Source organism: Halalkalibacter lacteus, assembly GCF_036663595.1.
Lineage (GTDB): Bacteria > Bacillota > Bacilli > Bacillales > Bacillaceae_D > Halalkalibacter > Halalkalibacter lacteus.
In genome coordinates this window covers 114,856-139,389 of record NZ_JAWRVL010000001.1, presented here as the reverse complement: position 1 = coordinate 139,389, position 24,534 = coordinate 114,856, and the positions used below count along the sequence as shown (strand labels likewise).

Sequence of the window (24,534 nt, the reverse complement as noted above, 5' to 3'; positions counted from 1 at the left end):
CTAAGGAGACAATGAACATGACTCAAACAAAACCAATTATTTATTTTCTGTGTACAGGAAACTCTTGCCGTAGCCAAATGGCTGAAGGGTGGGGTAAGAAATACCTTGGAGACAAATATGACGTATACTCAGCCGGAATCGAAGCTCACGGTGTGAATCCAAACGCTGTAAAAGCAATGGCAGAAGTAGATGTTGATATATCAAAGCAAACATCGGATACGATTGATCAAGAGATCTTGAAAAAAGCAGATTTAGTTGTGACTCTTTGTGGCCACGCAAACGACGTCTGCCCAGCGACACCGCCAAATAAAGAGCGCGAACATTGGGGCTTTGATGACCCGGCAAAAGCGGAAGGAACGGACGAAGAAAAGTGGGCGTTCTTCCAACGTGTTCGTGACGAAATCGGCGATCGTATCAAAACATTTGCTGAAACAGGAAAATAAGTAAGAGGTTGCCTCAAAAGGTCGCTTTTTGACCTTTTGAGGCAACCTCGAAGCATAAGCTTTCATATTTCTTTAAATTACTTGTATTTTATTTTTTGAAATTATGATCCAGAAGAACAGAGGTCAAGTTAGGCTGACAATAAAGGAGGCAATCAAATGCCAACGATTAAAATTTACGATCCAGCATTGTGTTGTGCAACAGGGGTATGTGGACCGAGTGTAGACCCAGAATTAACACGTGTTGCAACGACTATCTTTTTGTTAGAGAAAAAAGGGATTGATATCACTCGCTATAATTTAGGATCTGAGCCACAAGCATTTATTGATGAGACAAACATACAGGACCTATTAAATACAAAGGGGACAGATACGTTACCTGCCGTTATGGTTGACGGTGAAGTAAAGCTTGTAGGACGTTATCCTACAAATGAAGAATTTGCAAAATGGGCGCATATCTCAGTAAGTGAGCTGACAAAAAAAGAAGCAAAGTCTAAGGGGATTGAGTTATTATGAACAGGCGTTTTCAGCCAACATCAAATAACGTAACTCCTTATTTGTTTTTTACAGGAAAAGGTGGAGTAGGAAAGACGTCAACTGCGTGTGCCACAGCAGTTGCGCTAGCGGATGAAGGGAAACAAGTGTTAATTGTGAGCACTGATCCAGCTTCGAATCTCCAAGATGTGTTTGAGGAAGAAATCGGCTACGAAAAAACAACGATTCCACATGTTCCCAACCTACAAGCGATTAATCTCGATCCAGAAGCTGCAGCTGCGGCTTATCGTGAAAAAGTTGTTGGACCGTATCGTGATAAGCTTCCAGGTCCAGTTGTGGCTCAAATGGAAGAACAACTCTCAGGAGCGTGCACGGTTGAAATTGCGGCATTTGATGAATTTGCGTCGATATTAACGAATCCAGAACGAACAAGCGAATTTGACCATATCATTTTTGATACAGCACCAACTGGGCATACGTTGCGCTTGCTCCAGCTCCCGACAGCTTGGTCAAGCTTTTTAGAAGATAGTACGCACGGTGCCTCATGTCTTGGACCGTTATCAGGATTAGGCGAGAAAAAGCAATTATACGCAGAAGCAGTGAGGGCATTATCAAATCAAGAGCTCACAACACTTGTCCTTGTTTCAAGACCTGATGAATCTGCTCTGAATGAAGCAAACCGAGCAGCGAACGAGTTAAAGGAAATTGGGTTAACAAATCAGTTGCTTCTACTCAATGGGAAGCTCCAGGAATATGTGGAAGGAGATGCAGTTTCGACAGCCTTTTACGAACGTCAAGAACAAGCATTAGCGCACATGCCAGATCAATTAAAAACGCTCGAATCCTTTGAATTGCCATATGTTCCTTATCAATTAACGGGTATTAAAGCGTTACGTACATTATTTAAAGAACAAACCTTCATCGAAGAGACTGTTGAGACCAATTCTCTAGCTGATGTATCTTCCTTACGAAACATGATTCAACAACTTGGACAAAAAAATCATGGCGTCATTATGACGATGGGCAAAGGCGGAGTCGGAAAAACGACCGTAGCTTCCGCAATAGCAGTTGGACTAAACGAATTGGGTCATTCAGTCCATTTAACGACAACCGATCCAGCAGAGCATCTGACGTATGTGTTAGGAAGCCAATCCAATCAAGATTTTACCGTAAGCCGAATTGATCCAAAAGCAGAAGTTGAAGCGTATAAAAAGGAAGTACTAACAAAAGCGAAAGACACTGTTGATGAAGATGGTCTTGCTTATTTAGAAGAAGATTTAAATTCACCTTGTACAGAAGAAATTGCTGTGTTCCGGGCTTTTGCTAATGTCGTAGAGAAAGCGAAGGATTCATTTGTTGTCATTGATACAGCCCCAACTGGACATACATTGCTTCTTCTCGATGCGGCTCAATCTTATCATAAGGAGTTAGAGCGTTCGACAGGAGAAATACCAGAGGCTGTTTCGAAGTTATTGCCAAGACTAAAAAACGCGCACGAAACCGATGTCGTCATTGTCACCCTGCCAGAAGCAACGCCTGTACACGAAGCAACTCGGTTGCAAGATGATTTAGCTCGAGCAGGCATTACACCAAGCTGGTGGGTAGTCAATCAAAGCTTTGCAGCTACAGATACATCTGATCCAGTTTTAAAAGCTCGTTCTGAATCAGAGGCAAAGTGGATTGAACTTGTTGCTACGAAGCGTTCGCGACAAACGGCAGTCATTCCATGGCAATTAGAAGCAACGGTTGGGTATGATCAAGTTAAACAATTAACGAAATAAAGAAACTCTCAATGAGACAAACGAAGGAAGCATACTTGTAAGTATGCTTCCTTTGATTTGCAATCCACTAGCATCTAGTGGTATATTATGTATATCAATATAAGTTGATGTAGGAGGCTATAAATGGAAATTCCTATTCGTTTTGAAACGAAAAGCAATTCCTTTGATCCGGCATATTATGAAAAGAAGTTTAAAGCGCTTGCTGATGAAAAAAGATTAACGTTATTAAATGAATTATGTGTCCGTGGAGAGACATGTGTGTGTGACTTAACGGAGATTCTCGATATTCCGCAATCAAAGCTTTCGTATCATATTAAAATTTTGCTCGATGCCGAGTTTATTGAGCGAGAAAAGAAAGGGCAGTGGAATTATTACAAATTAAAAGAAGAAACGATGAATGAAATACTATCAGAAAAACTGTGTTGTATCTTAAGACCAAGCGAGTGAAGGAGAAACCTTTGCTCGCTTTTTTTTGTTGCACATTTCGACACTTATAGAATATACTAATAATCAAATGTATGTTTGAATGATTGGGGATGGATTGATGGAAAAACAGACGAAGAACATCGATACATGTGAAGTGTTTTCTTATGATGAAGAAGTAGTAGAGACAGTAAAAGGACAATTAACTGGCCAGCGATTTGATCGATTAGCTGATATGTTTAAAGTATTAGCAGATGAAACGCGTGTCAAAATAGCATATGCACTCTGCCAACAAAAGGAACTATGCGTTTGCGACGTTGCATCGATTATTGGGACAACAAATGCGACGGCGTCACATCATCTCAGACATTTGCGTAACCTTCGTATCGCCAAAAGTGAAAAAAGAGGGAAGCTCGTTTTTTATTCTTTGGATGATGAGCATATTCGTACACTACTGATGACAGCCATTGCCCATCAAAAAGAGGAGGTAGATGGATGAGCCGTATGGAGAAATATGTCGTACAAGGATTTACATGTGCACATTGTGCGAGTCAATTTGAGAACAATGTGAAGCAATTACCAGGTGTGGAAGAGGCAGAAGTGAATTTTCAGGCTTCGACGATTACAGTGATTGGAAATGTTACTAAGAAAGACGTAGAAAAAGAAGGAGCCTTTGAAAATCTGAAACTGTATTCAAAAGATGAGAGTGTAGAAACGAAATCAATTTGGCTTCAAGCGACTACCTGGAGAACGCTAATTGCTGGCATATTGTTACTGAGCGGTTTTTTCGTACATGGTGTTTGGGGAGAAGAATTACTTGCGATTCTTTTTTATGCCTCTTCAATGGTCATTGGTGGTTATTCTTTATTTATTCAAGGGTTAAAAAATCTTTTCCATGCCCGTTTTGATATGAAAACGTTAATGACGATAGCGGTCATTGGGGCAAGCATCATTGGCGAGTGGGGAGAAGGTGCAACGGTTGTCTTTCTTTTTGCAATTAGTCAAATGCTTGAAACATACTCAATGGAGCGCGCACGTAGGTCGATACGGTCGTTATTTGACGATACTCCGAAACAAGCGCGAACATGGAGAAATGGGACGTGGATCGAAGTTGCTGTTGATGATGTAATGGTTGGAGATAGAGTAATGGTGCGTCCAGGCGAGAAAGTAACAATTGATGGAAAGGTAATCAAAGGTGCCTCTACCATTAATCAAGCGGCTATTACAGGGGAGTCCATTCCGGTTGAGAAGCAAAGTGGAGATACAGTATTTGCCGGTACATTAAACGAAGAAGGTCATCTTGAAGTAGAAGTAACAAAGCGCAACGAAGATTCAACATTACAGAAAATGATAAAAGTAGTCGAAGAAGCTCAATCAAAAAGAGCATCAGCACAAGCATTTATTGATCGATTTGCTACTGTGTATACACCGATCATTATTGTCATTGCCTTTGCGGTTGCAATCATTCCGCCCTTATTTTTTAACGGAATATGGCTTGAATGGGTGTATCAAGGCCTTGCTGTCTTAGTTGTAGGATGTCCGTGTGCCTTAGTAATCTCAACACCCGTTTCGATTGTCACTGCACTTGGAACAGCTGCACGTCATGGCATTTTGCTAAAAGGTGGAATCCATTTAGAAGAAGCGGGAAAAATTGAAACGGTCGCCTTTGATAAAACAGGAACGTTAACAAATGGAAAGCCAGTTGTAACCAATATTTGGCTTGCTAATGAAAAGAAGAAAGCAGAGTTTTTAACAATCGTTGCATCACTCGAACAGCATTCGAAGCATCCACTTGCTGTAGCGGTCGTCAAGTACGTTGATGAGAAAAACTGGAAAAATGATAGAGAAGTAACGAACTTTCACTCAGAAACGGGTAAGGGAATATCAGGTGAAATAGAGGGGATTTCCTATTATATAGGAAGTGAATCTTTTATTACACAAGTTAGCGAAATCACTGATCATACGCAAGCGGTTATTCAGCAATTTAAGGAAGAAGCAAAAACGGTCATGATCCTTGCGACAGAAAAAGATGTAATTGGAATGATCGCTCTTAGTGATTCAGTGCGAGAGGAAAGCAAATCAATTGTATCAGCACTTCATCACCTTGGTATTCGTAACACCATTTTACTTACTGGTGACCATGAACGCTCAGCGCAAGTGATTGCCAATCAAGTGGGGATATCGGAAGTGAAAGCGAATCTGCTTCCAAATGAAAAAATGTCCTATGTTCAATCTTTACGTGACAGCGGACGACATGTTGCGATGGTTGGAGATGGTGTAAATGACGCAGCTGCATTAGCGACGGCGAATGTTGGGATGGCGATGGGAGGTGCGGGTTCTGATGTAGCGTTAGAAACGGCTGATATTGTCTTTATGAAGGATGACTTATCAAAGCTTCCATTTGCGATTCAACTAAGTAGGCGTGCAAAAACGATTATCAAACAAAATATTACGCTATCATTAGTGTTGAAGCTTCTTGCTTTATTACTCGTTATTCCAGGTTGGCTAACACTATGGATCGCGATTGTTGCCGATATGGGTGCAACCTTACTTGTTACGTTGAATGGACTTCGGCTGCTAAAGGTGAAGGAAATTAAAAAATGATAGTGAATGTGTAACAATAGATTAATGGTCTGAATCCCTCTGGCATAATTGTCATGCGGGATTCGTCCTAATGTGTGAAGTCAGCTTTTAATAAGTTGGCTTTTTCAGTTGTATAGAAAGGTGATGATTGGATTCCTTTTGGGGGATACCCTAGCTCATCTCTAACATGATTAGAATAGTTGATAAGGGGTAAAATGGGATATATTGGTGAGGATAATGTAAATTATATAAAAAGTGTGCGAAGAAGGAGATTTATATGGATTCAGAAACGATGAACATAAAAAACAAAGAAAATTATAGAACACGTAATCTATGGTCGGGTATTTTGTTTGGTCTTGGTCTAGTGGCATTTATCGACGAGACTGTATTTCATCAACTTTTACGCTGGCATCATTTTTATGATAAATCTACAACTGATATTGGCTTGATCTCAGATGGACTCTTTCATGCGTTTAGTTGGTTTGCAACAATAGGTGGGTTGTTTATGTTAGCTGATCTTAGAAGACGCAATGCATTGTGGCTGAATAGATGGTGGGGAGGTGTATTGCTAGGTGCGGGTGTATTTCAATTGTATGATGGAATTGTTCAGCATAAGCTTATGCGTTTACACCAAATTCGTTATGTCGAAAATGTTATTATCTATGACATAGTATGGAATATCATTGCAATAGCAATGGTCGTTACTGGTGTCATCCTCCTCTATCAAACAAGACCCCATCAACAAACAGGAGGGATTGTCTCACATGATCAGTGACAATCATCACCATGCAGGTGGAACGCATATCCATGATGTAATCGGGATCGTGCCTCAGTTTATCTTAGTTCTTCCATTTGTACTAAGCTTAGTTATTTATCTCTTAGCTGTAATTAATTCAAATCGTCGATACAGAAAATGGTCGGTTTACCGTACTGCCTTTTGGGTAGTTGGAGTTCTCTGCGCGATTGCGGCAGTGGCAGGACCTTTAGCGCAGCGTGCACATGCTGATTTTACAGCACATATGTTAGTTCATTTACTTCTTGGAATGCTTGCTCCGCTTCTCATGGTGTTAGCTGCACCCATGACTCTTGTCTTGCGAACTCAAAATGTGACTCTAGCACGACGTCTTACCCAACTGTTGAAAAGTGGGCCAGTTCGTTTGTTAAGCGATCCGATTGTTGCATCCTTGCTTAATGTAGGTGGATTATGGATCCTTTATACAACTGACTTGTACGCAGCAATGCACGAAAATATCCTTCTTCATATGCTAATCCATATACACGTATTTTTAGCAGGCTATCTTTTTACGTTATCGATGATTTACATCGATCCGACACCACATCGAACGAGCTATGTCTATCGTGCAACCGTGTTGATTCTTGCATTAGCTGGTCATGGCATTTTATCGAAGTATATTTATGCGAATCCCCCTTCTGGTATTCCTGTATCGCAGGCGGAAGAAGCTGGGATGCTTATGTACTATGGTGGTGACGCCATTGATATTGTCATTATCTTTCTTCTTTGTTATCAATGGTACAGAGCAACGAGACCGAAAACACCAGTAACCATGAGTAGAGAGTATGTAAAGTATCTTTAATCATTAGAAGTTTCAATGTTGTAAGAAGAGATTCATTTAAAAAAGGCTTGAATAGAGGGAAACGTGTTTGACAGATGGCCATACTTCGCTTAGAATATACCCACACTAGTATGAATAAGTGATTGATAAAGATAGAAAATATGATGTAGGTAATTAGAAAAAGTGGAGGGGAAATCCATGGAATATACAGATCAAATGAAAAATAGAGTAAAACGAGTCGAAGGACAAGTTAAAGCTATTGTAAGAATGATGGAAGAAGGAAAAGATTGTAGAGATCTAGTCATTCAAATGTCTGCAGCGAGAAATGCGTTAGACCGCACAATAGGTGTCGTCGTCAGTACAAATTTAGAACAATGTGTGAGAGCGCAAATCGAAAAAGGGGAAGACACAGATGCTTTTATCCAAGAAGCAGTTAATCTATTAGTGAAAAGCAGATAACTGGCTTAATGTCCCGGTCAAAGCCCCGCATAATTCAGTCAACCGGCTATCATCCAGTCGACATACCGCATATCTTGAGCCAAGGCATAATTTGACTTCCATAACAGAAAAAACAGTGGGTTAGCTTCAAGCAAATCCACTGTTTTTAACACGTTATAACACCTTTTGTGAAGCCAGCTCCTTATCGTTGGCTTTTTCTGGTTTCTTCGCAAGGAATGCACAAATTAACCCGATTGCTGGACACACAAGTAACAATAATATGAGTTAGCACAAGGTGTGTTAGCTTCTTTTATATAATTATGTTTTTTTCTAAACATTCATTTAATTTTGCGTAATTCAACATTTTGATTGGGGCGATTTTATGAGAAGTTTATTGTATTGAGACAATAATAGAGTAATAAAGAGGTAATGGAAGTAAAATATTGATGATGTACGCTTACATAAAAGTTTGAAATTTTGTGGGATGGTGGTAAGATACGTTTGTTAATAACGGACCCCGACTTTTGTGAGAGTCAAAAGTCGAACAAATAATAAAAAAACTAAATAGGAAAAGAGGTGCTAGATTGAACATTCAATCTATTAAACAAGAATGGTTTGGCAATGTTAGAGGTGACGTATTGGCCGGGCTTGTCGTTGCACTTGCATTGATTCCAGAAGCAATTGCCTTCTCAATTATTGCTGGTGTTGACCCAATGGTTGGGTTGTACGCCTCATTTTGTATTGCCGTTGTGATTGCCTTTGTCGGTGGACGTCCAGGGATGATTTCTGCTGCAACAGGTGCGATGGCATTGCTCATGGTGACACTTGTGGCCGATCATGGCTTGCAATACCTACTAGCAGCTACCATTTTAACTGGTGTTTTACAAATTTTATTTGGTGTATTTAAGCTTGCTAGAATTATGAAATTTGTTCCTCGCTCTGTAATGGTTGGTTTCGTTAATGCATTAGCGATTTTAATTTTTATGGCGCAATTAGATCAATTTGTAGATGCAACATGGCTAATGTATGTTCTTGTTGCTGCAACACTATTCATTATTTATGGATTGCCGCGTATTACCAAAGCAGTACCATCAGCGCTTGCTGCAATTGTTGTCATTACAGCGGTCGTTATTTTTGCTGGGTTTGATAATCTTCGTACTGTAGGTGATATGGGGAATTTAACTCAAGCTTTGCCAATGTTTTTAATCCCAAGTATTCCATTAAATTTGGAAACATTAATGATTATTTTTCCATATTCACTTGCGTTAGCGATCGTTGGTTTGCTTGAATCGCTTTTAACTGCGAATATCGTAGATGATATGACTGATACAGAAAGTGATAAAAACAAGGAAAGCCGTGGACAAGGGATTGCTAATATTGTTGCAGGATTCTTTGGTGGAATGGCTGGTTGTGCGATGATTGGCCAATCTGTTATTAATGTAAAATCAGGTGGGAGAGGTCGCCTTTCTGCTTTAGTTGCTGGTGTGTTCTTGATGTTTTTAATATTAGTTCTTGGTAGCTTAGTTGTGCAAATTCCAATGGCTGCATTAGTCGGAGTTATGTTTATGGTCTCGTTTAGTACATTTGATTGGGGTTCTGTTCGAAACATTCATAAACTTCCTCGTACAGACGCAATCGTCATGATTGTTACAGTTGCGACAGTTGTTATTACTCATAACTTAGCAATTGGCGTATTTGCCGGTGTGCTATTAAGTGCGATTTTCTTTGCTGCGAAAATCTCAAAAGTTAATGTAGAGAAATACTATATTAATCACTTAGATAAGCAAGTGTACAAAGTACACGGTCAAATTTTCTTCGCATCGGTTACAGACTTTGTAAACAAATTCGATTATAGACAAGATGTAAGGAATGTTGAGATTGATTTAACGAACGCTCATTTATGGGATGACTCAGCAATCGGTGCTCTTGATAAAATCGAAGGTAAATTTGAACAGAGTGGTATTAAAGTAGAGTATGTAGGCTTAAATTCAGAAAGTGAAAAGTTAAAAGATAAAATTGGTGGCTTATCAAAAGCATCAGGGCATTAAAGTATAGAAGACAGCGGGTTAGATCCTTCTGTCTTCTTTGCTTATGAAAATATGTAAGTAGATTCCATGAACGATCTTTACAATAGAACTGCACTTGATTACGATAGATGTAAGATTATATAGTTTGTCATATGCTAGAGGGGGACTCTTATATGTTTAAAAATATTTTATTAGCATCAGATGGCTCAGAACATTCATTTCGTTCGGCTGAAAAAGCAGTTAGTTTGGCAAAATTGCATAGTGGCAAAATTGATGTGGTGTATGCAATCGATGGTTCAACATCGAAATCTGATGTATTAACGAATAATAGTAAATATGAAATTGAGAGAAAACGCAAAGAAAAGCTAGCACTGGTTGTTGAGTTATTAGAAAAAGAAGAAATCGATTATAAGATCCATATTATTCAAGGAGAACCAGGACCAACCATTGTCAACTTTGCTAATAAAGGACAGTATGATTGTGTTGTTGTAGGCTCACGTGGGTTAAATAAGCTACAAACGATGGTGTTAGGTAGTGTGAGTCATAAGATTGCAAAGCGCGTAGAAGTACCAGTGTTAATTGTTAAATAAATCAGTCGAAAGAAGGATCCATTCCAGTCACATGAGAATGGATCTTTTTTATATGTTGCACATTGTCAGCTGAGGAAGGACTTTTCTTAAAAAAGGAGAAATAGTAGTCCTGACGATAACAAAATTGAAATGAGAAGAAGGAGTGAAAGCAGAGTTGTTACTAGTCTTTTATCTCTGATTATTGATTTTAATATGAAATTTTGGGGGAGTTGAACGTATGGACGTTGTGAACATAGGAGAAGAGAGATATTTGGAAGCGATTCGATTATCTGAATATGCATTTCAAAATAGGGTAGCAGACGAGCAATTGGAAGAACGGCTCACTCATTTAAAGAAACATCAACAGTTAATAGGGATCATTGAAGAAGATGCGCTTGTTGCAAAACTCCACTTTCTTCCATTGGAAGTATACGTTGGCGACATGAAAATAAAAATGGGTGGGATTGCCGGTGTTGCTACGTACCCAGAGTTTAGACGAAACGGTTTTGTAAAAGAAATGCTTATAACGATCTTAGAAAGAATGAGAAGTGAAGGATATAGTATCTCCATGCTCTATCCATTTTCTGTCCCGTTTTATCGTCGCTATGGCTGGGAATTGTTTTCGAATCGTATAAAGGCAACCATGTCCAAATCAGATCTCCACTTTCAAGCAGCGACCGAAGGGAAAATAAGGCGAATGTTCAATTCTCCTCCCATTCAAGAGCTAAATGACCTATATGAAACCTATGCGAAAAACTATTCAGGAATGTTAGTTCGCGAACAAGATTGGTGGGAGAAGATCGTAAAAGATCAGCAGATTGCTATTTATTATGATCAAGCCAATCAACCAAGTGGATACATAATGTATACGGTGAAAAACAAAACAATGAAAGTGGAAGAGCTCGTTACGTTAAATGCTGAAGCGAAACGAGGCATCTGGAATTACATTTGCCAGCATGATTCCATGAGTGATGACTTTGAAATCATCACTCATGAGAAAGAACCATTGCTTTTTTCCATTAACGAACCGAGAGTTAAACTCGAGATCACTCCTTATTTTATGGCACGAATTGTAGACGTGGAATTATTATTTAAGACATATGTATTAAATTGGGGTAGTGACATAGAAGAGCTTGTCTTGCAAGTGTCAGACTCATATGCCGCTTGGAATGATAAGACATTCGTTCTTACGCCAAATAAAATATTCATTGAAGGTAGGGATGTTCGCAGAGAAAAGAGCTTACACTTATCAATTAACGCATTATCTACGATCCTGTTTGGCTATAAAACACCAAGTGAATTATCAGAGGTTGGTCAAGTAAAAGGAAAAAGGGAAGAAATCGAGAAGTTTGAGCGTCTCCTACCAAAAAGAGCACCGTTCTTTTACGATTTCTTTTAGACGATCTTAGGGTCTATTCCACTTATGCTACATAACAGTAGCATGAGTTGGACTAGATCCTTTTTTGTTGTCTCAAAGTGACTTACAATCCATCGATGCTCGACTATTTTCAAAAACTGTTTCTATATGTAACTAGCAAATTTCGAGTTGATTACAGTGCTATTTACAAAACCTTTACATTTCAATCATACGTCCTTAATATTCCTCTACTATACTAGCAATTGTGAGAGGGAAACCTTAAAACATAAATTTGCTAGAGAGAAAAGGGAGGACAATTTCAGTGAATCTTAAAAAGTATTTCTTGTTCCTAGTAATGGCAGCAGTAATGGTCGTAGCCACAGCGTGTGGAAGCGGAGATGAAGAAGCAACTACCGAAACAGAAGAGCAAACAGGTTCTGAAGAAGTAGAAGGTACAGACGCAGAGGAAACAGAAGAGGCGACAGACGGTGCTGAGTTAGAAGGTAGTGTAGTGGTAGATGGTTCTGGTACTGTTTATCCTTTAATGTCAGTAGTAGCTGAAGAATATATGTACACAGAGCAAGAAAATGTATCAGTTGAAGTAAGTCGTGCTGGAACAAGTGCTGGTTTTGGTAAATTCCTAATAGAAAATGGTACTGATTTTAATAATGCATCACGTCAAATTAAAGATGAAGAGCAAGCAGAAGCTGATACAGTTGGCTTTGATGTAAAAGAAATGAAAGTCGCATTAGATGGATTAACATTTGTAATTAATAAAGAAAACGATTGGGCAACTGAGTTAACAGAAGAAGAATTAATTCGAATTTTCAAACATGACGGTGGGGTTACAAAATGGTCTGATCTTCGTCCTGAATTCCCAGATGAAGAAATCAATCCAATGGGTCCAAATGAAAACCATGGTACGTATGAATTTTTCTATGAAAATATTCTTGAAAAAGAAGATTTAGTTGACGGTGTTAACCTTCAACAAGAATACTCAACACTTGTAAACCTAGTATCAGAAGATGTGAATGGAATTGCGTTCTTTGGCTTTGGTTACTACGTTAACAACCAAGACAAATTAGCTGCGGTAAATGTTGACTTCGGTGATGGTCCAGTTGAACCGACTTTAGAAACAATTGGGGAAGATGCTGAGTATGCTCCATTTACACGTCCAGTATTTACGTACTTGAATGTTGATATGGCGAAGGAAAAACCACAAGTATTAGATTTCGCTTTATATGTAGCTAACAATGTGAATGATTTTGCTGGTGATGCTGGTTTTGCGCCATTACCGGAGGCGGAACTTCAAGAATATGTTGACTTTTTAGAAGGATTGAAATAAAGAATTGTTACGTTTTTGAGGATGAGAGCATCCCAACTGTTCTCATCTTCAATTCTGTTTAACTGTTCGTATTGTTTAGAACAAGTTAGGTAAAAAAGGGGTGCACACATGATGGAAACAAACAGCGCTTTAAATGAGGGGAACGCTGTTAACGTTCGAGAATTAATTATTGAAAAAAAGAGTAAACGAAACATAACTAATGTTTTAGAAAAAATAATGCCTAAAGTTCTTCTTTCGATTGCTATGATCTCGATCCTTACAACAGTTGGGATTGTTCTTACGCTGTTAACAGAAACAGTTGAGTTCTTTTCAAGGGTACCATTAATTGATTTTTTTACTGGAACAGTACTGAAACCACTTAGTCAGAATCCAGAATTCGGTGTTTTGCCGTTATTAACAGGAACAATTATTTCGTCATTTATTGCCATGTTTGTAGCCATTCCGATTGGTCTGATGACAGCTATTTATTTAAGTGAATATGCGTCAGATAAAGTAAGAAGACTGTTAAAACCTATGCTTGAAATACTTGCAGGGATCCCTACAATTGTTTATGGATTTTTTGCCTTTACATTTGTCACTCCTATTTTAAGAGAATTGATTCCGGGGCTACAAGCAACCAATATACTCAGTCCGGGGATTGTAATGGGAATTATGATTATTCCAATGGTAGCGTCGTTATCTGAAGATGCAATGAGTTCTGTACCGAACTCGATGAGAGAAGGAGCTCTAGCATTGGGATCAACGAAGTTAGAAGTAACTGGAAAAGTAATTATTCCAGCTGCGATGTCTGGAATTGTTGCTTCATTCGTTCTTGGAATTTCACGTGCGATTGGTGAAACAATGATTGTAACAATCGCGAGTGGTAGTTCAAAAAACTTTACATTTGACATTACTCAATCTATGCAAACGATGACTGCATATATTGTTGAAGTAACTGGTGGGGACGCACCTGCTGGTTCGACTATATATTATAGCTTATACGCTGTTGCGATAACTTTGTTTATCTTTACATTTATTATGAATTTACTTGCTAGATACATCTCTCGTAGGTTTAGGGAGGAATATTAAAATGAAATATGTAGATACAGTACAAGTGCAAAAGAAAATGAATACACGCTTAGTAACAAATAACCTAGCAAAAACGTTATTCTTTGTATCAACCATGTTTGGCCTTGTTGTACTAGCAGTTTTAATTTTTCGAGTCGTGTCAGAGGGAATCAGTTGGGTTAATTTTGATTTCCTTACAGGGAAATTATCAACGAATGCTGACCGAGCAGGAATAATGGGGGCGATCCTCGGAACGTTGTGGTTAATGGCCGTGGTTGCACCAGTAACGATGATTGTAGGAGTAGGTACAGCCATTTATTTAGAATCGTATGCGAAAAAAGGCCGTTTACAATCATTTATCCAAACGAATATTTCGAATTTAGCTGGTGTACCATCAATTGTCTTTGGGATATTAGGTCTCACTGTTTTCGTGCGAGCAATGGAATTTGGAAATGTCATCTTAGCCGGTGGGTTAACAATGTCACTCTTAGTGTTACCGATTGTTGTTGTTGCGAGTCAAGAAGCAATTCGTGCAGTACCTGCTCACCTAAGTGAAGCGTCATATGGAATGGGCGCAACAAAGTGGCAAACAATTAAGAATATCGTATTGCCAGCAGCACTACCAGGAATTTTAACAGGTGCAATATTATCGCTTTCTCGTGCAATCGGAGAAACTGCTCCACTTGTCGTAATCGGGATACCTGCATTGTTAATTCCATTTCCAGGTGGCATTATGGATCGTTTCACGATATTGCCAATGCAAATTTATTATTGGACAATCGACTCGGCTCTAGTAGCAGAGTATGCAAACCTTGCAGCAGCTACCATTGTTGTATTATTAATTGTTTTGTTTTTACTCAATTCAATTGCAATTATTATTCGAAATAAATTCCAACAAAGATACTAATTATCTAGGGGGTAAACGTGATGGCACTTGCATCAGAAAAAGCACCATTTCAAACAGTACATGAACCCGTTCATAATGTTCAAGTAGATCAGAAAGTTGTTTATGATACCAAAGATTTAAATCTTTGGTATGGAAAAGATCACGCTCTAAAAAATATAAATTTAAATATTTATGAAAAAGAGGTAACTGCCATCATTGGACCTTCTGGATGCGGCAAGTCAACGTATATCAAAACGCTTAATCGAATGGTTCAATTGGTTCCTACTGTACGAATTTCTGGAGATATCTCTTATCGTGGAAAAAGTATCATAGATAGATCCTATAAAGTAGAAGAGTTGCGCACTCGTGTTGGAATGGTGTTTCAAAAACCAAATCCATTTCCAAAGTCGATTTACGAAAATGTAGCGTATGGACCGAAAATTCATGGCATTCGAAATAAGAAAATTCTCGATCAAATTGTTGAGCGTAGTCTACGGGGGGCAGCGATTTGGGATGAGGTAAAAGATCGACTGAATGAGAATGCGTATGGGTTATCTGGTGGACAGCAACAACGTCTTTGTATTGCTCGCTGCTTAGCAATAGAACCGGACGTTATATTAATGGATGAACCTACATCTGCCCTTGATCCTAAATCAACCCTTAAAGTCGAAGAATTGATTCAAGAATTAAAAAAAGAATACTCAATTATTATTGTCACACATAATATGCAACAAGCTGCACGTATTTCAGATAAAACAGCCTTTTTCTTAAATGGCGAAGTGGTTGAATATGACCAAACAGATGTTATTTTTTCTAATCCATCTGATAAGCGGACAGAAGATTACATTACAGGAAGATTCGGATAAGAAGGTGCAATGCTATGGTTGTTCGTGAGAGTTTCCATTCACAGCTTGATTTAGTAAAACGACAACTTCTTGATATGGGAACGCGTGTTTGTGAAGTGATTGACTTAATGATACATGCATTTGCATCTTCAAAAGCAAGTGTGATGGAAAAGATTATTACCCATGATTATCAAATTAATCAACTAGAGATTGGAGTGCATGATCAAGTAACTCTTCTAATCTCTAGGCAACAGCCTGTTGCAACTGATTTACGAAAGCTGATCGTTGCTTTGAAAATTTCAAGTGACTTGGAAAGAGTAGCTGACTTAGTCGTAGATGTTGCTAAACAAGCGAAACGAATAAAAAAGGATAGCTTATTGACTTTCCAAGTGAAAATAGTGGCGATGTTTACAATGGCTCAAGAAATGATTACGAAGTCGTTGGAGGCTTATCGACAAACAAATTTACTGATGGCTCAAAAAATTGCAACAATGGACGATAAAGTCGATGATTTGTATGGAGAAATAATACGAGAACTTTTCAAAATGGATAGCGATCAAATTGAAGTGGACCAAGTAACTCAGCTGGCTTTTATTGGTCGCTACATTGAACGAATTGCTGACTATGCAACCAATATTGCAGAATGGGCTGTTTATGAAGTCAATGGCAAGCATTTTGATTTGAATTAAGCTCTGTTCTTAAATGATTTGGGACTAAGTCTTAAAAGTTCGTAAAAAAATATCTTTTGCTGGGTACAAGTATGTGACCTAAAGTCGGCAACCTTTCTTAGTAATAAAAATCAGGAAAAAACATCATCCTAACACTGGTTGGTGTTTTTTCTTTTGCGGAATGAACCCAGAATTGAACGTGGGAAAATGATCTATAAAGCAAACCGTTAATGAATTAAAAAATCTTTACAAAATCTTTACATTAACACTATTTACAAAAGCTTATAAATTTCTTAACATGATGTAGGGGATTAGAGTTGTAGAAACATGTCGAATAGCATCGAAGAAGGGATGATAAAATGGATTTGCAAGAACTGTTGTTTATGTTTTTTGGAGGACTGGGGATCTTTTTATTTGGAATAAAGTATTTAGGAGATGGTCTCCAAAAGGTTGCAGGGGATGGTCTAAGAGATTTACTTGATCGTTTTACGACGAACCCACTTATGGGTGTACTTGCAGGAATTATTGTAACGGTCTTATTACAAACAAGTACAGGAACAACTGTATTAACGATAGGTTTAGTAAATGCGGGCTTTATGACGTTAAAGCAAGCAATTGGTGTTATTATTGGGGCAAACATAGGGACAACAGTTACAGCTTTTATTATCGGTATTAAAATTTCTGCGTATGCCTTACCTATTGTTGCATTAGGTACATTTTTCATCTTCTTCTTTAAAAATCATAAAATTAACAATTACGGTCAAGTTATTTTTGGGTTTGGTGCCTTATTTTTAGGGCTTAATTTTATGGGCGATGGAATGAAGCCACTTCGAGACGTGCAAGCATTTCAAGATTTAACAGTAAGTATGAGTGATAATCCGCTATTAGGAGTTCTTATCGGTACTATATTCACGGTTATTGTTCAAAGTTCATCAGCTGCAATTGGTATGCTTCAAACATTATATGGACAAGGCTTAATGGAATTGGATGCCGCATTACCAGTTCTTTTCGGAGACAACATTGGGACAACGATCACGGCTGTATTAGCAGCGATTGGTGCTTCGATCGCAGCAAAACGTGCTGCATTAACGCATGTTATCTTTAATTTAATTGGTACTACGATTGTATTGTTGTTAATTATTCCATTTACCATTCTAATTGAGTACATCCAAGCGAGTTTGGGATTGAACCCTGAGATGACGATTGCCTTTGCACATGGAATTTTTAATGTGTCGAATGCGATCATACAATTACCGTTTGTAGCAGTTTTAGCTTGGATAGTCGTTAAATTAATTCCAGGTCAAGATACGGCAATTCCTTATAAGACTGAACATTTGGATGAACAGTTTATAAGACAATCTCCTGCTATTGCACTTGGACAAGGAAAAAAAGAAGTATTGCGTATGGCGGATCTAGCTGAAAAAGGACTAGAAGAAGTAAGCCAATATTTTAATACGCATGGGAAAAAACATCGAGAACTAATTCCTCAGTATGAAGATGCGATCAATAACTTAGATAAAAAAATTACAGAATATCTTGTTCAAATTTCTTCTCACTCTTTATCAGATCAAGATACAAAAGTTCATCATACGCTTTTAAATACGGTTAGAGATTTAGAGCGTATTGGCGATCATATGGAGAATGTTATGGAGCTTGTTGAATATCAAATTACGAATAAGGTGAAGTTTTCTGAATCTGCTATCGCTGATTTAGATGAAATGTTTGACTTAACGATTCAAACCATTAGACAGGCAATTCACGCTTTGGATACGGATGATATTGAGGAAGCAAGATCTGTTCTTGAAAAAGAAGAGAAAATCGATAAAATGGAGCGTGACCTTCGTAAGAAACATATTATCCGTTTAAATGAAAGCAGATGTACAGGGGCAGCCGGCATTGTATATGTAGATATTATTAGTAATTTAGAGCGTGTTGGTGATCATGCTTGTAATATTGCTGAAGAAGTTATCGGGGAAGAATAGGTATTGAAGTGATTAAAGCTTAGCTTTGGTCACTTTTTTTTAATTATCGCGTTTCCTATAAGAGTGTATTCAAGAAGTTGACAATGGTTTCACTCGCTCTTTGCTTAGCTTTGTAATATTTGTGTATCTGCTTACAAAAACTTTACAAATCAAACAATTGATTTTACATTTACAGTCGCTTAACATATAAGCTGTTGGTTATATGTTCTTAAGTTTTATTTAAACGTGCACATTATAAGAATAAACATAAAAGCGGGGCGGATATTTTATGTATTATGAAGAGAAACAGGGCGGAAAAATTGCTTTAGTAGAGGATGAACCGTCTCATGCACTTTTAATGAGTTATAATTTGGAATCAAGAGGGATGAAGGTTACACTTTTTGAAAATGATAAACTGTTTTTAATCAGTGAACATGATTCTGATTTTGATTTTGATTTAATTATTATAAATGTAAATCTTCACGATGTAGAGGGACTACAGTTATGTGCCAGCATTAGGAGTAGGAAATTAGAAGTCCCTATTTTATTTGTCACTACAAGTCCAAGTTTAGAAAATTGTTTATGTTCAGATGAACCACTTGACTATTTAGTCAAACCTTTTTCGATTAAAGAGTTAATTGATAAAGTAAACCAACTTTTAGCCAATCATGAAATGAAAAAGGAATACGTATAATAGAAGCAGTATTGAGAAACATTTACATAGTCAAGAAATTTAAATGAAACACGACTGGATGGGGGGCCAGTCGTGTTTCATGTTTGTCGAATGAATACTTTTTGGGGATGATTGTATTCGTAACATATTATAGCTAACTGTTTTAGTGCAATGCAATGCGATTAACTAAAAATTAACAATGTTTATGAAACATTTACAATTATTAATTTTTGTAGAAGTAACGATGTTTTGTTGAATGTTCATCTTTCCTATTATTACATCTTGTTGTTTTCGATTATAATAGAACAGACTGTTATTTTTAAAGGAGGTTTTTGCGTGTTTAATGCTATGACATATGCTCACGGAGATTCATGGTGGGTTATGATTCTATTGTTTATCATTACCTATTTTCTCATTAGAGCCGGTGTGAACAAAGGTGCTAAAATTCTACATATGATTTTACGATTGTTTTACATCATTATGATTTTCTCTGGTGTTGTGCTGTTGTTTAATTGGGGATTCCCGGCTGCTTATGTATTGAAAGGAATTCTTGCAATCGTGTTGATTTATGCGATGGAGATGATTCTTGTTCGTACAAAAAAAGGGACCCTTGGAACAAAAGCGCCAATGTATTGGGGATTATTTGTTATTGTCCTTGTCATCGTCGTGTTACTGGGCCTTCGAATCATTACATTTTAAGAGCTAGCTAGGGATGAATGCCCTAGCTAGTTTTCTTGTAGAAATTTTTCTATTTGTTTGACAAAAGCCGTTTTATCATACAATTGGTATAGAGAAGAAGAGAGTCGTATCGGGTCACCGAAAAAATACCTCTCGTACTGTGTTTGACGGGATCCAAAGGAACTCATTGATAAATCCCATGCTAAACGAAACAGTTGTACACGTTCTTTTGCTGGAGCATTTTTCGCTTGTAAATATTGTTCTAAATCTTTACCGATAGCTGAATCAAAGTCTTTTTCAGTCGGTAAGGAGATAAAGCCGCTAGCTCCTAGTAAATGAAGGTACTCGACAAGGCGTGGATATGTTTTTTGATAATAATTTTGTGCTACCATTAGTGGCTTTGTATCGGGAACCATCGTGCCAAATCGATTTTTCTCAGCGTTTAATTCTGCCGCAGATAATAAAGATTTCATGATTTCAAGAGTCATAATCATCTCACTAAGCTTGTCTTGGACATGCTGATAGTCAGTAATGCCGATCGTTGTTGCAAGAGATTCACCAAGCCCTAATAGAAATTCCGTTTTGATGACTTGCCTACAAACAGCTTGATAGAGCAGCATCATGTTAAGGTTTGTTTCGGTAAAGATTCGAGTGACCGCATCTAAATCTTGATAGACAAAAACGCGCTCCCATGGCACAAGTACGTGATCAAAGACAACAACAGAGTCAACTTCATCAAATTTGAAAGTGAGAGGATGATCGAAGCGACTTGATACATTTTTTGCATACGATTCCCGGCATAGAAATTTTAATCCTGGAGTATTGGAAGGGATAGCAAAGGCATAGACATACGCGGGGTCGATCGAATTCCCTCCAACAGGCAAAACGAGAATTTCATCTGTTATTCCCCCTTGTGTCGCAAGCAAGCGAGCACCATGGATAATAATCCCTTCCTCATTTTCGTCAATCACTTTCGCAGCAATAATCTCTTCTTTATCAGAAAACTCGATATAGTGAGGGGAACGGTTCACTTGTGGATTAATAAATGTGTGAGTAAATGCCAAGTCATTTTGACGTGCGTTCAAGAATAGTTGCTGGATATTTTCTCCAAAATGATCTTCAAAAAAAGAAGAAGAAGTTCCGAGTGTCATAATCGCTGTGTTAACATAATCTGGAGAGCGACCAATTGTTCCTCCGCTTTTCTGAGCCCAAAGCTGAGTTGCCGCGCGGCGCTTTGCTAACGCTTCTATTGATGTTGGTTGTTCGAATGCAAAGTTAAATCGCTCATTCTCTTGATCAGACATTCGCGTCAGACAGGACTGTGTTGTAGGATCATGCTGTAAATCATAAAGTTCCCCTTTGCTTTGTAATATGCCTTTAAAAGCTGGATGCTTAGAAAATTTTCCTTCGACTCGCTTTCCATCGATCCAAACTTCATTGTTTAATGCATCAATCCGTTCAATGTATTGTTTACCAGTAATAATGGACAAGTTCATCTCACCCCACATGTATGACGATTCTCCATACTATATGTTGTCACAGTTTATTCAATGTGTAATTTTTTAAACAACCTCAAGCAATGATCGGAGCCATTGGAAAATAAGAAAAGGACTGCGACTTACGGTTTTTCTTAAGCAACCTTTTAAAAAATGATAAACTAGAGCAAGAACCAATTGTAGGAGGAAATAGGCGGTATGAGCTGGACTGTGAAAAGGTTTGAGCAATTATCAAGTGAAGAATTATATGAGATCATTCGTTTACGTATAGACCATATGGATATGCGGAGGAGGGGATAAAAGATGAGTAGACATGTTGTCTATGGTACACATGTTTTGGATGTAGCAAGCAAAGAACGGTTGGCAAGGGCTTTTCAGGTTCAAAAAGAGCAGCAGAAAACAGTCTTTTATGTACTTCCATCGCACAAGTGGTTACATGATGCTAGAGGAAAACAACCTGGTTTGCTTATTACGACGTTTGATGACATCGCGACTTTCATTTTGAAGCAAGCGTGCATCTCGTATATCCCACTAACCGAGGAAGAAAGAACATTGTTCTTTCTTCAATTTTTAAAAGAAGAAGTGATGTTTAAAGGTGATGATATCGTCTCAGGAAAAGCACGTGCATATGCTGACACGTACGGTCAAATCAAGCGTTTAGGGTTAGCGATCGAGGATATTCCGTCTTCTCTCTTACCTTTACAACCCCTTTTTAAAAGTTATGAGCAACAAATAGTCAAGGAGAGAGATCTACTCGATCCAGAAAATATTTTGTTGCGAGCAATTAAAGTGCTCCAGCAACAATCAGATCAAGTAGAGTTAGCAAAGATCGTCATTGATGGGTACTATGATTTTAGTCCTCTTCAGGCCTTATTTATTGAAGCATTAAGAAAAGCAGACATTTCTGTTGATATCTATGTACCAAATCATAAAAAGTTTGACATTGTTGATCAAACAGTAAATGAGTTACTGACAATGGGATTTGAAGATAAAAGAGAAGAAAATATAAAAAAGAAAATTACTCAAAAGGTCGAGCTGATTGCTGCCTCTACTAAAGAAGAGCAGTGGAAAGGTGTTATAGAAGAGATTTGTTATTGTGACTCTTATGAAAGTGTTGGAATCTTAGTTGTTGATGAGAAAAATGGAGTCGCTGATTTAGAGAAATATGCAATAGGATATCCATTGCCCATTAATAGAGCAAAAAAAAGAAAACTATCGACAACGTCGATTCATTCCTTTCTATTAGCTGCACTCTCAAATAACCGTGCACCGAAAACAAAGTGGGAACAACTACCATTAGTTGAACGTATTTTAAGACTTTTTCAAGTCAGTGGGCTGGACTATGCTAAACAAAAGCAACTATTCTTAAGTACGGGTGAATGGCAACAAGATCATCATCAAGAGCTGTTTAAACAAATACATGCGATTACGTGGAAGAAAAGTGCCCCATTTTTGACGTATATTAAACAACTTCGGTCTATCATTGAACAATTGCCGTTTCAAGCGTTTTGGGAAGAGCAATTTGAATATGCGCAAGATGTTGTAAAGGTTAAAGAAATGGCTGATGAGTATAAGGCTTTGACCCAAATTGACAGTCAACTAGAACGGTACGAGCAACTCCTTCATGAAAAAGGGTTAGAGAACTTGATGATGACTCACGATTTATTTATGGAATGGACGAAGGAACTAGGTGAACGTCTGCAGCTGCTTGAACAGCGAGCTTCAAAACGCGGTGTCGCTATTCACACTTGGCGAGATGTCAGTTTATTTCAAGGGGATAAATTGTATGTTGTTGGGATGAATGAAGGGATATTTCCTGCTCCTCATCATCTAAGTGGATATGTTCAAGAACGAGATTTACTTGGGGGGGCTGTTCGTTTCAGTCCACCGACACAAGATCATTTTCGAGCAAAGCAGCAGGCATATTTCGAGCAACTGCAATATGTTGCTAAAATAATTACGTACACGTATGTCAAAGGAATTGATGCAAATCATCCACTGCTCCCTTCGACATTACTAGAAAATGTACAAGAGTCGGATCAAATATGGACATGGGAACAGAGAATCGAGAAACCTTATTCTTTTTCTACTGAAGATCAGGAAGAGAAAATTGCCTTTCATGTTGGAAAAGGGCAGTCAGTTGAAAAGCTTCCAGATGAGATGGGAAAAGTATCAAAAAGGCTTGACCGCTTGGACCAAGCGGACGAACCAATTACGTTGTATCAACGTGAACCATTGCAACCAGTTGTTTCGATAACCGCACTTGAAAGTTATGCGCGTTGTCCTTTCCGTTACGGGATGGAACGAATTTTGCAAGTTCCAGAGCCTGCTTCACTACAAGAACGAGTATCGCCGCTTGATATCGGAGAACTGATTCATGCCATTATTGAGGAAGTGTATACCGAAATCAATGTAATTGGACAGTCGTTTGCCAAGTTAAAACAAGACATTGGCCATATTCCTGAGCGAATAGACGAATTATTTGAAGAAAAGTGGGAGCAGATTGAAAAACAAAGTCCTGAACTATCACGACTTGATTTAGAACTGACAAAACAAGAATGGCAGAAGCGCTTGCGGCGTTGGTGGCAAGCGGAACGAAAACATTTTTGGGATAATGACCACCTCGCGCAAATGCAAGTTATGGCGATTGAGAAACCGGTACAGTTCGAATTACCATTGTCTGAGGAAAAGACATTGGTATTGACAGGAAAAGCAGATCGTGTCGACCGAATGGATGATGCGATTGTTGTTTATGATTATAAATCTGGACAAATGAATGTGAAAATGGAAGAGGTACGATTGGGCTTAAAGTTACAGTTACCGTTATACGCATTTGCGATACGAGAGGAACTCGAAAGAATTGAACAAATGCCTGTAAAAGCAGACGGAGCTACTTATATTTCGCTTAAAGAACCAAACAAGCGAGCAGGTAATGGTATGTGGCGTAAGGAACATATTGGGAAATCTTCACGCTATAATGTTTCTTCTTTTTGTCGAAATAAAGAAGATCAACTTGGAACAGAGCAATTTATAATTGACCATGAACTAAAAGAGAGAATTACCGAAATTTGGGAAGGGATGCAGACCAATTTTCCAGTTGAACCGCTTGAATGCTCAAAATTTTGTCAGTACCGTTCTGTTTGTCGGGTAACGGATGAGAAACGAGAAAATGCAAATGGAAAATAGAGGTTGTTTTAAAAAGAAGTCAGTTTATCCCATTTTGAACCTTGAAGCTATTGCGCCCATTT

At 38.2% G+C, this 24,534-nt stretch carries 22 protein-coding genes; 21 read left to right on the top strand and 1 reads right to left on the bottom strand.

Going from position 1 to position 24,534, the window contains the following annotated elements; all coding sequences use genetic code 11:
• The first annotated feature begins 17 nt into the window (after positions 1-17).
• From arsC to SAZ04_RS00565, 20 genes are all read left to right on the top strand, one after another.
• Complete coding sequence (gene arsC / locus SAZ04_RS00660) at positions 18-443, top strand: arsenate reductase (thioredoxin) (RefSeq protein WP_332689454.1); 426 nt, start codon at positions 18-20, stop codon at positions 441-443.
• A 156-nt stretch (positions 444-599) separates the two neighbouring features.
• On the top strand, positions 600-956 hold the full coding sequence (gene arsD, locus SAZ04_RS00655; RefSeq protein ID WP_332689451.1) for an arsenite efflux transporter metallochaperone ArsD: 357 nt from the start codon (positions 600-602) through the stop codon (positions 954-956).
• Entirely contained in the window at positions 953-2,716 is a 1,764-nt protein-coding gene (gene arsA / locus SAZ04_RS00650; protein WP_332689448.1) for an arsenical pump-driving ATPase, read from the top strand. The genes arsD and arsA overlap by 4 nt, the downstream gene beginning before the upstream one ends.
• A 123-nt stretch (positions 2,717-2,839) precedes the next feature.
• Positions 2,840-3,163 (top strand): ArsR/SmtB family transcription factor, encoded by a 324-nt coding sequence (locus tag SAZ04_RS00645; RefSeq protein WP_332689445.1) that lies wholly within the window; start codon positions 2,840-2,842, stop codon positions 3,161-3,163.
• Between the two features lie 97 nt (positions 3,164-3,260).
• Positions 3,261-3,638, top strand: coding sequence for an ArsR/SmtB family transcription factor (locus SAZ04_RS00640; protein WP_332689442.1), 378 nt, complete (start codon positions 3,261-3,263; stop codon positions 3,636-3,638).
• A complete protein-coding gene (locus tag SAZ04_RS00635; RefSeq protein WP_332689439.1) occupies positions 3,635-5,743 on the top strand; it encodes a heavy metal translocating P-type ATPase in 2,109 nt (702 codons plus the stop codon). Before SAZ04_RS00640 ends, SAZ04_RS00635 begins: the two co-directional genes overlap by 4 nt.
• A gap of 256 nt (positions 5,744-5,999) precedes the next feature.
• On the top strand, positions 6,000-6,497 hold the full coding sequence (locus SAZ04_RS00630; RefSeq protein ID WP_332689436.1) for a DUF2243 domain-containing protein: 498 nt from the start codon (positions 6,000-6,002) through the stop codon (positions 6,495-6,497).
• The gene (locus tag SAZ04_RS00625; RefSeq protein ID WP_332689433.1) at positions 6,487-7,317 is read left to right on the top strand and encodes a cytochrome c oxidase assembly protein; all 831 of its coding nucleotides are present in this window, start codon (positions 6,487-6,489) and stop codon (positions 7,315-7,317) included. The genes SAZ04_RS00630 and SAZ04_RS00625 overlap by 11 nt, the downstream gene beginning before the upstream one ends.
• A gap of 177 nt (positions 7,318-7,494) precedes the next feature.
• A complete protein-coding gene (locus tag SAZ04_RS00620; protein ID WP_332689430.1) occupies positions 7,495-7,755 on the top strand; it encodes a metal-sensitive transcriptional regulator in 261 nt (86 codons plus the stop codon).
• 563 nt (positions 7,756-8,318) lie between these two features.
• Positions 8,319-9,782 carry a SulP family inorganic anion transporter gene (locus tag SAZ04_RS00615; protein ID WP_332689427.1) on the top strand — a complete coding sequence of 488 codons (1,464 nt, stop codon included), beginning with the start codon at positions 8,319-8,321 and terminating at the stop codon, positions 9,780-9,782.
• Between the two features lie 152 nt (positions 9,783-9,934).
• Positions 9,935-10,351 (top strand): universal stress protein, encoded by a 417-nt coding sequence (locus SAZ04_RS00610; RefSeq protein ID WP_332689424.1) that lies wholly within the window; start codon positions 9,935-9,937, stop codon positions 10,349-10,351.
• A gap of 217 nt (positions 10,352-10,568) precedes the next feature.
• Entirely contained in the window at positions 10,569-11,729 is a 1,161-nt protein-coding gene (locus SAZ04_RS00605; RefSeq protein ID WP_332689421.1) for a GNAT family N-acetyltransferase, read from the top strand.
• A gap of 280 nt (positions 11,730-12,009) precedes the next feature.
• Complete coding sequence (locus tag SAZ04_RS00600) at positions 12,010-13,032, top strand: PstS family phosphate ABC transporter substrate-binding protein (RefSeq protein ID WP_332689418.1); 1,023 nt, start codon at positions 12,010-12,012, stop codon at positions 13,030-13,032.
• Positions 13,033-13,143: 111 nt separating this feature from the next.
• Entirely contained in the window at positions 13,144-14,100 is a 957-nt protein-coding gene (gene pstC / locus SAZ04_RS00595) for a phosphate ABC transporter permease subunit PstC (protein WP_332689924.1), read from the top strand.
• A 1-nt stretch (position 14,101) separates the two neighbouring features.
• A complete protein-coding gene (pstA, locus tag SAZ04_RS00590) occupies positions 14,102-14,986 on the top strand; it encodes a phosphate ABC transporter permease PstA (RefSeq protein WP_332689415.1) in 885 nt (294 codons plus the stop codon).
• A gap of 20 nt (positions 14,987-15,006) precedes the next feature.
• Entirely contained in the window at positions 15,007-15,831 is an 825-nt protein-coding gene (gene pstB, locus SAZ04_RS00585) for a phosphate ABC transporter ATP-binding protein PstB (RefSeq protein ID WP_332689412.1), read from the top strand.
• A 14-nt stretch (positions 15,832-15,845) separates the two neighbouring features.
• Complete coding sequence (gene phoU, locus SAZ04_RS00580) at positions 15,846-16,499, top strand: phosphate signaling complex protein PhoU (RefSeq protein WP_332689409.1); 654 nt, start codon at positions 15,846-15,848, stop codon at positions 16,497-16,499.
• Positions 16,500-16,837: 338 nt separating this feature from the next.
• Entirely contained in the window at positions 16,838-18,460 is a 1,623-nt protein-coding gene (locus SAZ04_RS00575) for a Na/Pi cotransporter family protein (RefSeq protein ID WP_332689406.1), read from the top strand.
• Between the two features lie 268 nt (positions 18,461-18,728).
• Positions 18,729-19,133, top strand: coding sequence for a response regulator transcription factor (locus SAZ04_RS00570; protein ID WP_332689403.1), 405 nt, complete (start codon positions 18,729-18,731; stop codon positions 19,131-19,133).
• 315 nt (positions 19,134-19,448) lie between these two features.
• On the top strand, positions 19,449-19,811 hold the full coding sequence (locus tag SAZ04_RS00565; RefSeq protein WP_332689400.1) for a DUF1516 family protein: 363 nt from the start codon (positions 19,449-19,451) through the stop codon (positions 19,809-19,811).
• 26 nt (positions 19,812-19,837) lie between these two features.
• Here the strand turns inward: SAZ04_RS00565 and hpaB are convergent, their stop codons facing one another.
• The gene (gene hpaB, locus SAZ04_RS00560; RefSeq protein ID WP_332689397.1) at positions 19,838-21,298 is read right to left on the bottom strand and encodes a 4-hydroxyphenylacetate 3-monooxygenase, oxygenase component; all 1,461 of its coding nucleotides are present in this window, start codon (positions 21,296-21,298) and stop codon (positions 19,838-19,840) included.
• Positions 21,299-21,589: 291 nt separating this feature from the next.
• Here hpaB and SAZ04_RS00555 point away from each other — a divergent pair, with 291 nt between their 5' ends.
• Positions 21,590-24,472, top strand: coding sequence for a PD-(D/E)XK nuclease family protein (locus SAZ04_RS00555; RefSeq protein ID WP_332689394.1), 2,883 nt, complete (start codon positions 21,590-21,592; stop codon positions 24,470-24,472).
• The last annotated feature ends 62 nt before the right edge of the window (positions 24,473-24,534 follow it).

Excerpts from the sequence above, each read along its gene's own strand:
- SAZ04_RS00620 (WP_332689430.1), top strand. The coding sequence starts at position 7,495 with ATGGAATATACAGATCAAATGAAAAATAGAGTAAAACGAGTCGAAGGA.
- arsC (WP_332689454.1), top strand. The coding sequence starts at position 18 with ATGACTCAAACAAAACCAATTATTTATTTTCTGTGTACAGGAAACTCT.
- arsD (WP_332689451.1), top strand. The coding sequence starts at position 600 with ATGCCAACGATTAAAATTTACGATCCAGCATTGTGTTGTGCAACAGGG.
- arsA (WP_332689448.1), top strand. The coding sequence starts at position 953 with ATGAACAGGCGTTTTCAGCCAACATCAAATAACGTAACTCCTTATTTG.
- SAZ04_RS00605 (WP_332689421.1), top strand. The coding sequence starts at position 10,569 with ATGGACGTTGTGAACATAGGAGAAGAGAGATATTTGGAAGCGATTCGA.
- SAZ04_RS00630 (WP_332689436.1), top strand. The coding sequence starts at position 6,000 with ATGGATTCAGAAACGATGAACATAAAAAACAAAGAAAATTATAGAACA.
- SAZ04_RS00625 (WP_332689433.1), top strand. The coding sequence starts at position 6,487 with ATGATCAGTGACAATCATCACCATGCAGGTGGAACGCATATCCATGAT.
- SAZ04_RS00635 (WP_332689439.1), top strand. The coding sequence starts at position 3,635 with ATGAGCCGTATGGAGAAATATGTCGTACAAGGATTTACATGTGCACAT.
- pstC (WP_332689924.1), top strand. The coding sequence starts at position 13,144 with ATGGAAACAAACAGCGCTTTAAATGAGGGGAACGCTGTTAACGTTCGA.
- SAZ04_RS00645 (WP_332689445.1), top strand. The coding sequence starts at position 2,840 with ATGGAAATTCCTATTCGTTTTGAAACGAAAAGCAATTCCTTTGATCCG.
- SAZ04_RS00575 (WP_332689406.1), top strand. The coding sequence starts at position 16,838 with ATGGATTTGCAAGAACTGTTGTTTATGTTTTTTGGAGGACTGGGGATC.
- phoU (WP_332689409.1), top strand. The coding sequence starts at position 15,846 with ATGGTTGTTCGTGAGAGTTTCCATTCACAGCTTGATTTAGTAAAACGA.
- SAZ04_RS00570 (WP_332689403.1), top strand. The coding sequence starts at position 18,729 with ATGTATTATGAAGAGAAACAGGGCGGAAAAATTGCTTTAGTAGAGGAT.
- SAZ04_RS00640 (WP_332689442.1), top strand. The coding sequence starts at position 3,261 with ATGGAAAAACAGACGAAGAACATCGATACATGTGAAGTGTTTTCTTAT.
- pstB (WP_332689412.1), top strand. The coding sequence starts at position 15,007 with ATGGCACTTGCATCAGAAAAAGCACCATTTCAAACAGTACATGAACCC.
- SAZ04_RS00610 (WP_332689424.1), top strand. The coding sequence starts at position 9,935 with ATGTTTAAAAATATTTTATTAGCATCAGATGGCTCAGAACATTCATTT.
- SAZ04_RS00555 (WP_332689394.1), top strand. The coding sequence starts at position 21,590 with ATGAGTAGACATGTTGTCTATGGTACACATGTTTTGGATGTAGCAAGC.
- hpaB (WP_332689397.1), bottom strand. The coding sequence starts at position 21,298 with ATGTGGGGTGAGATGAACTTGTCCATTATTACTGGTAAACAATACATT.
- pstA (WP_332689415.1), top strand. The coding sequence starts at position 14,102 with ATGAAATATGTAGATACAGTACAAGTGCAAAAGAAAATGAATACACGC.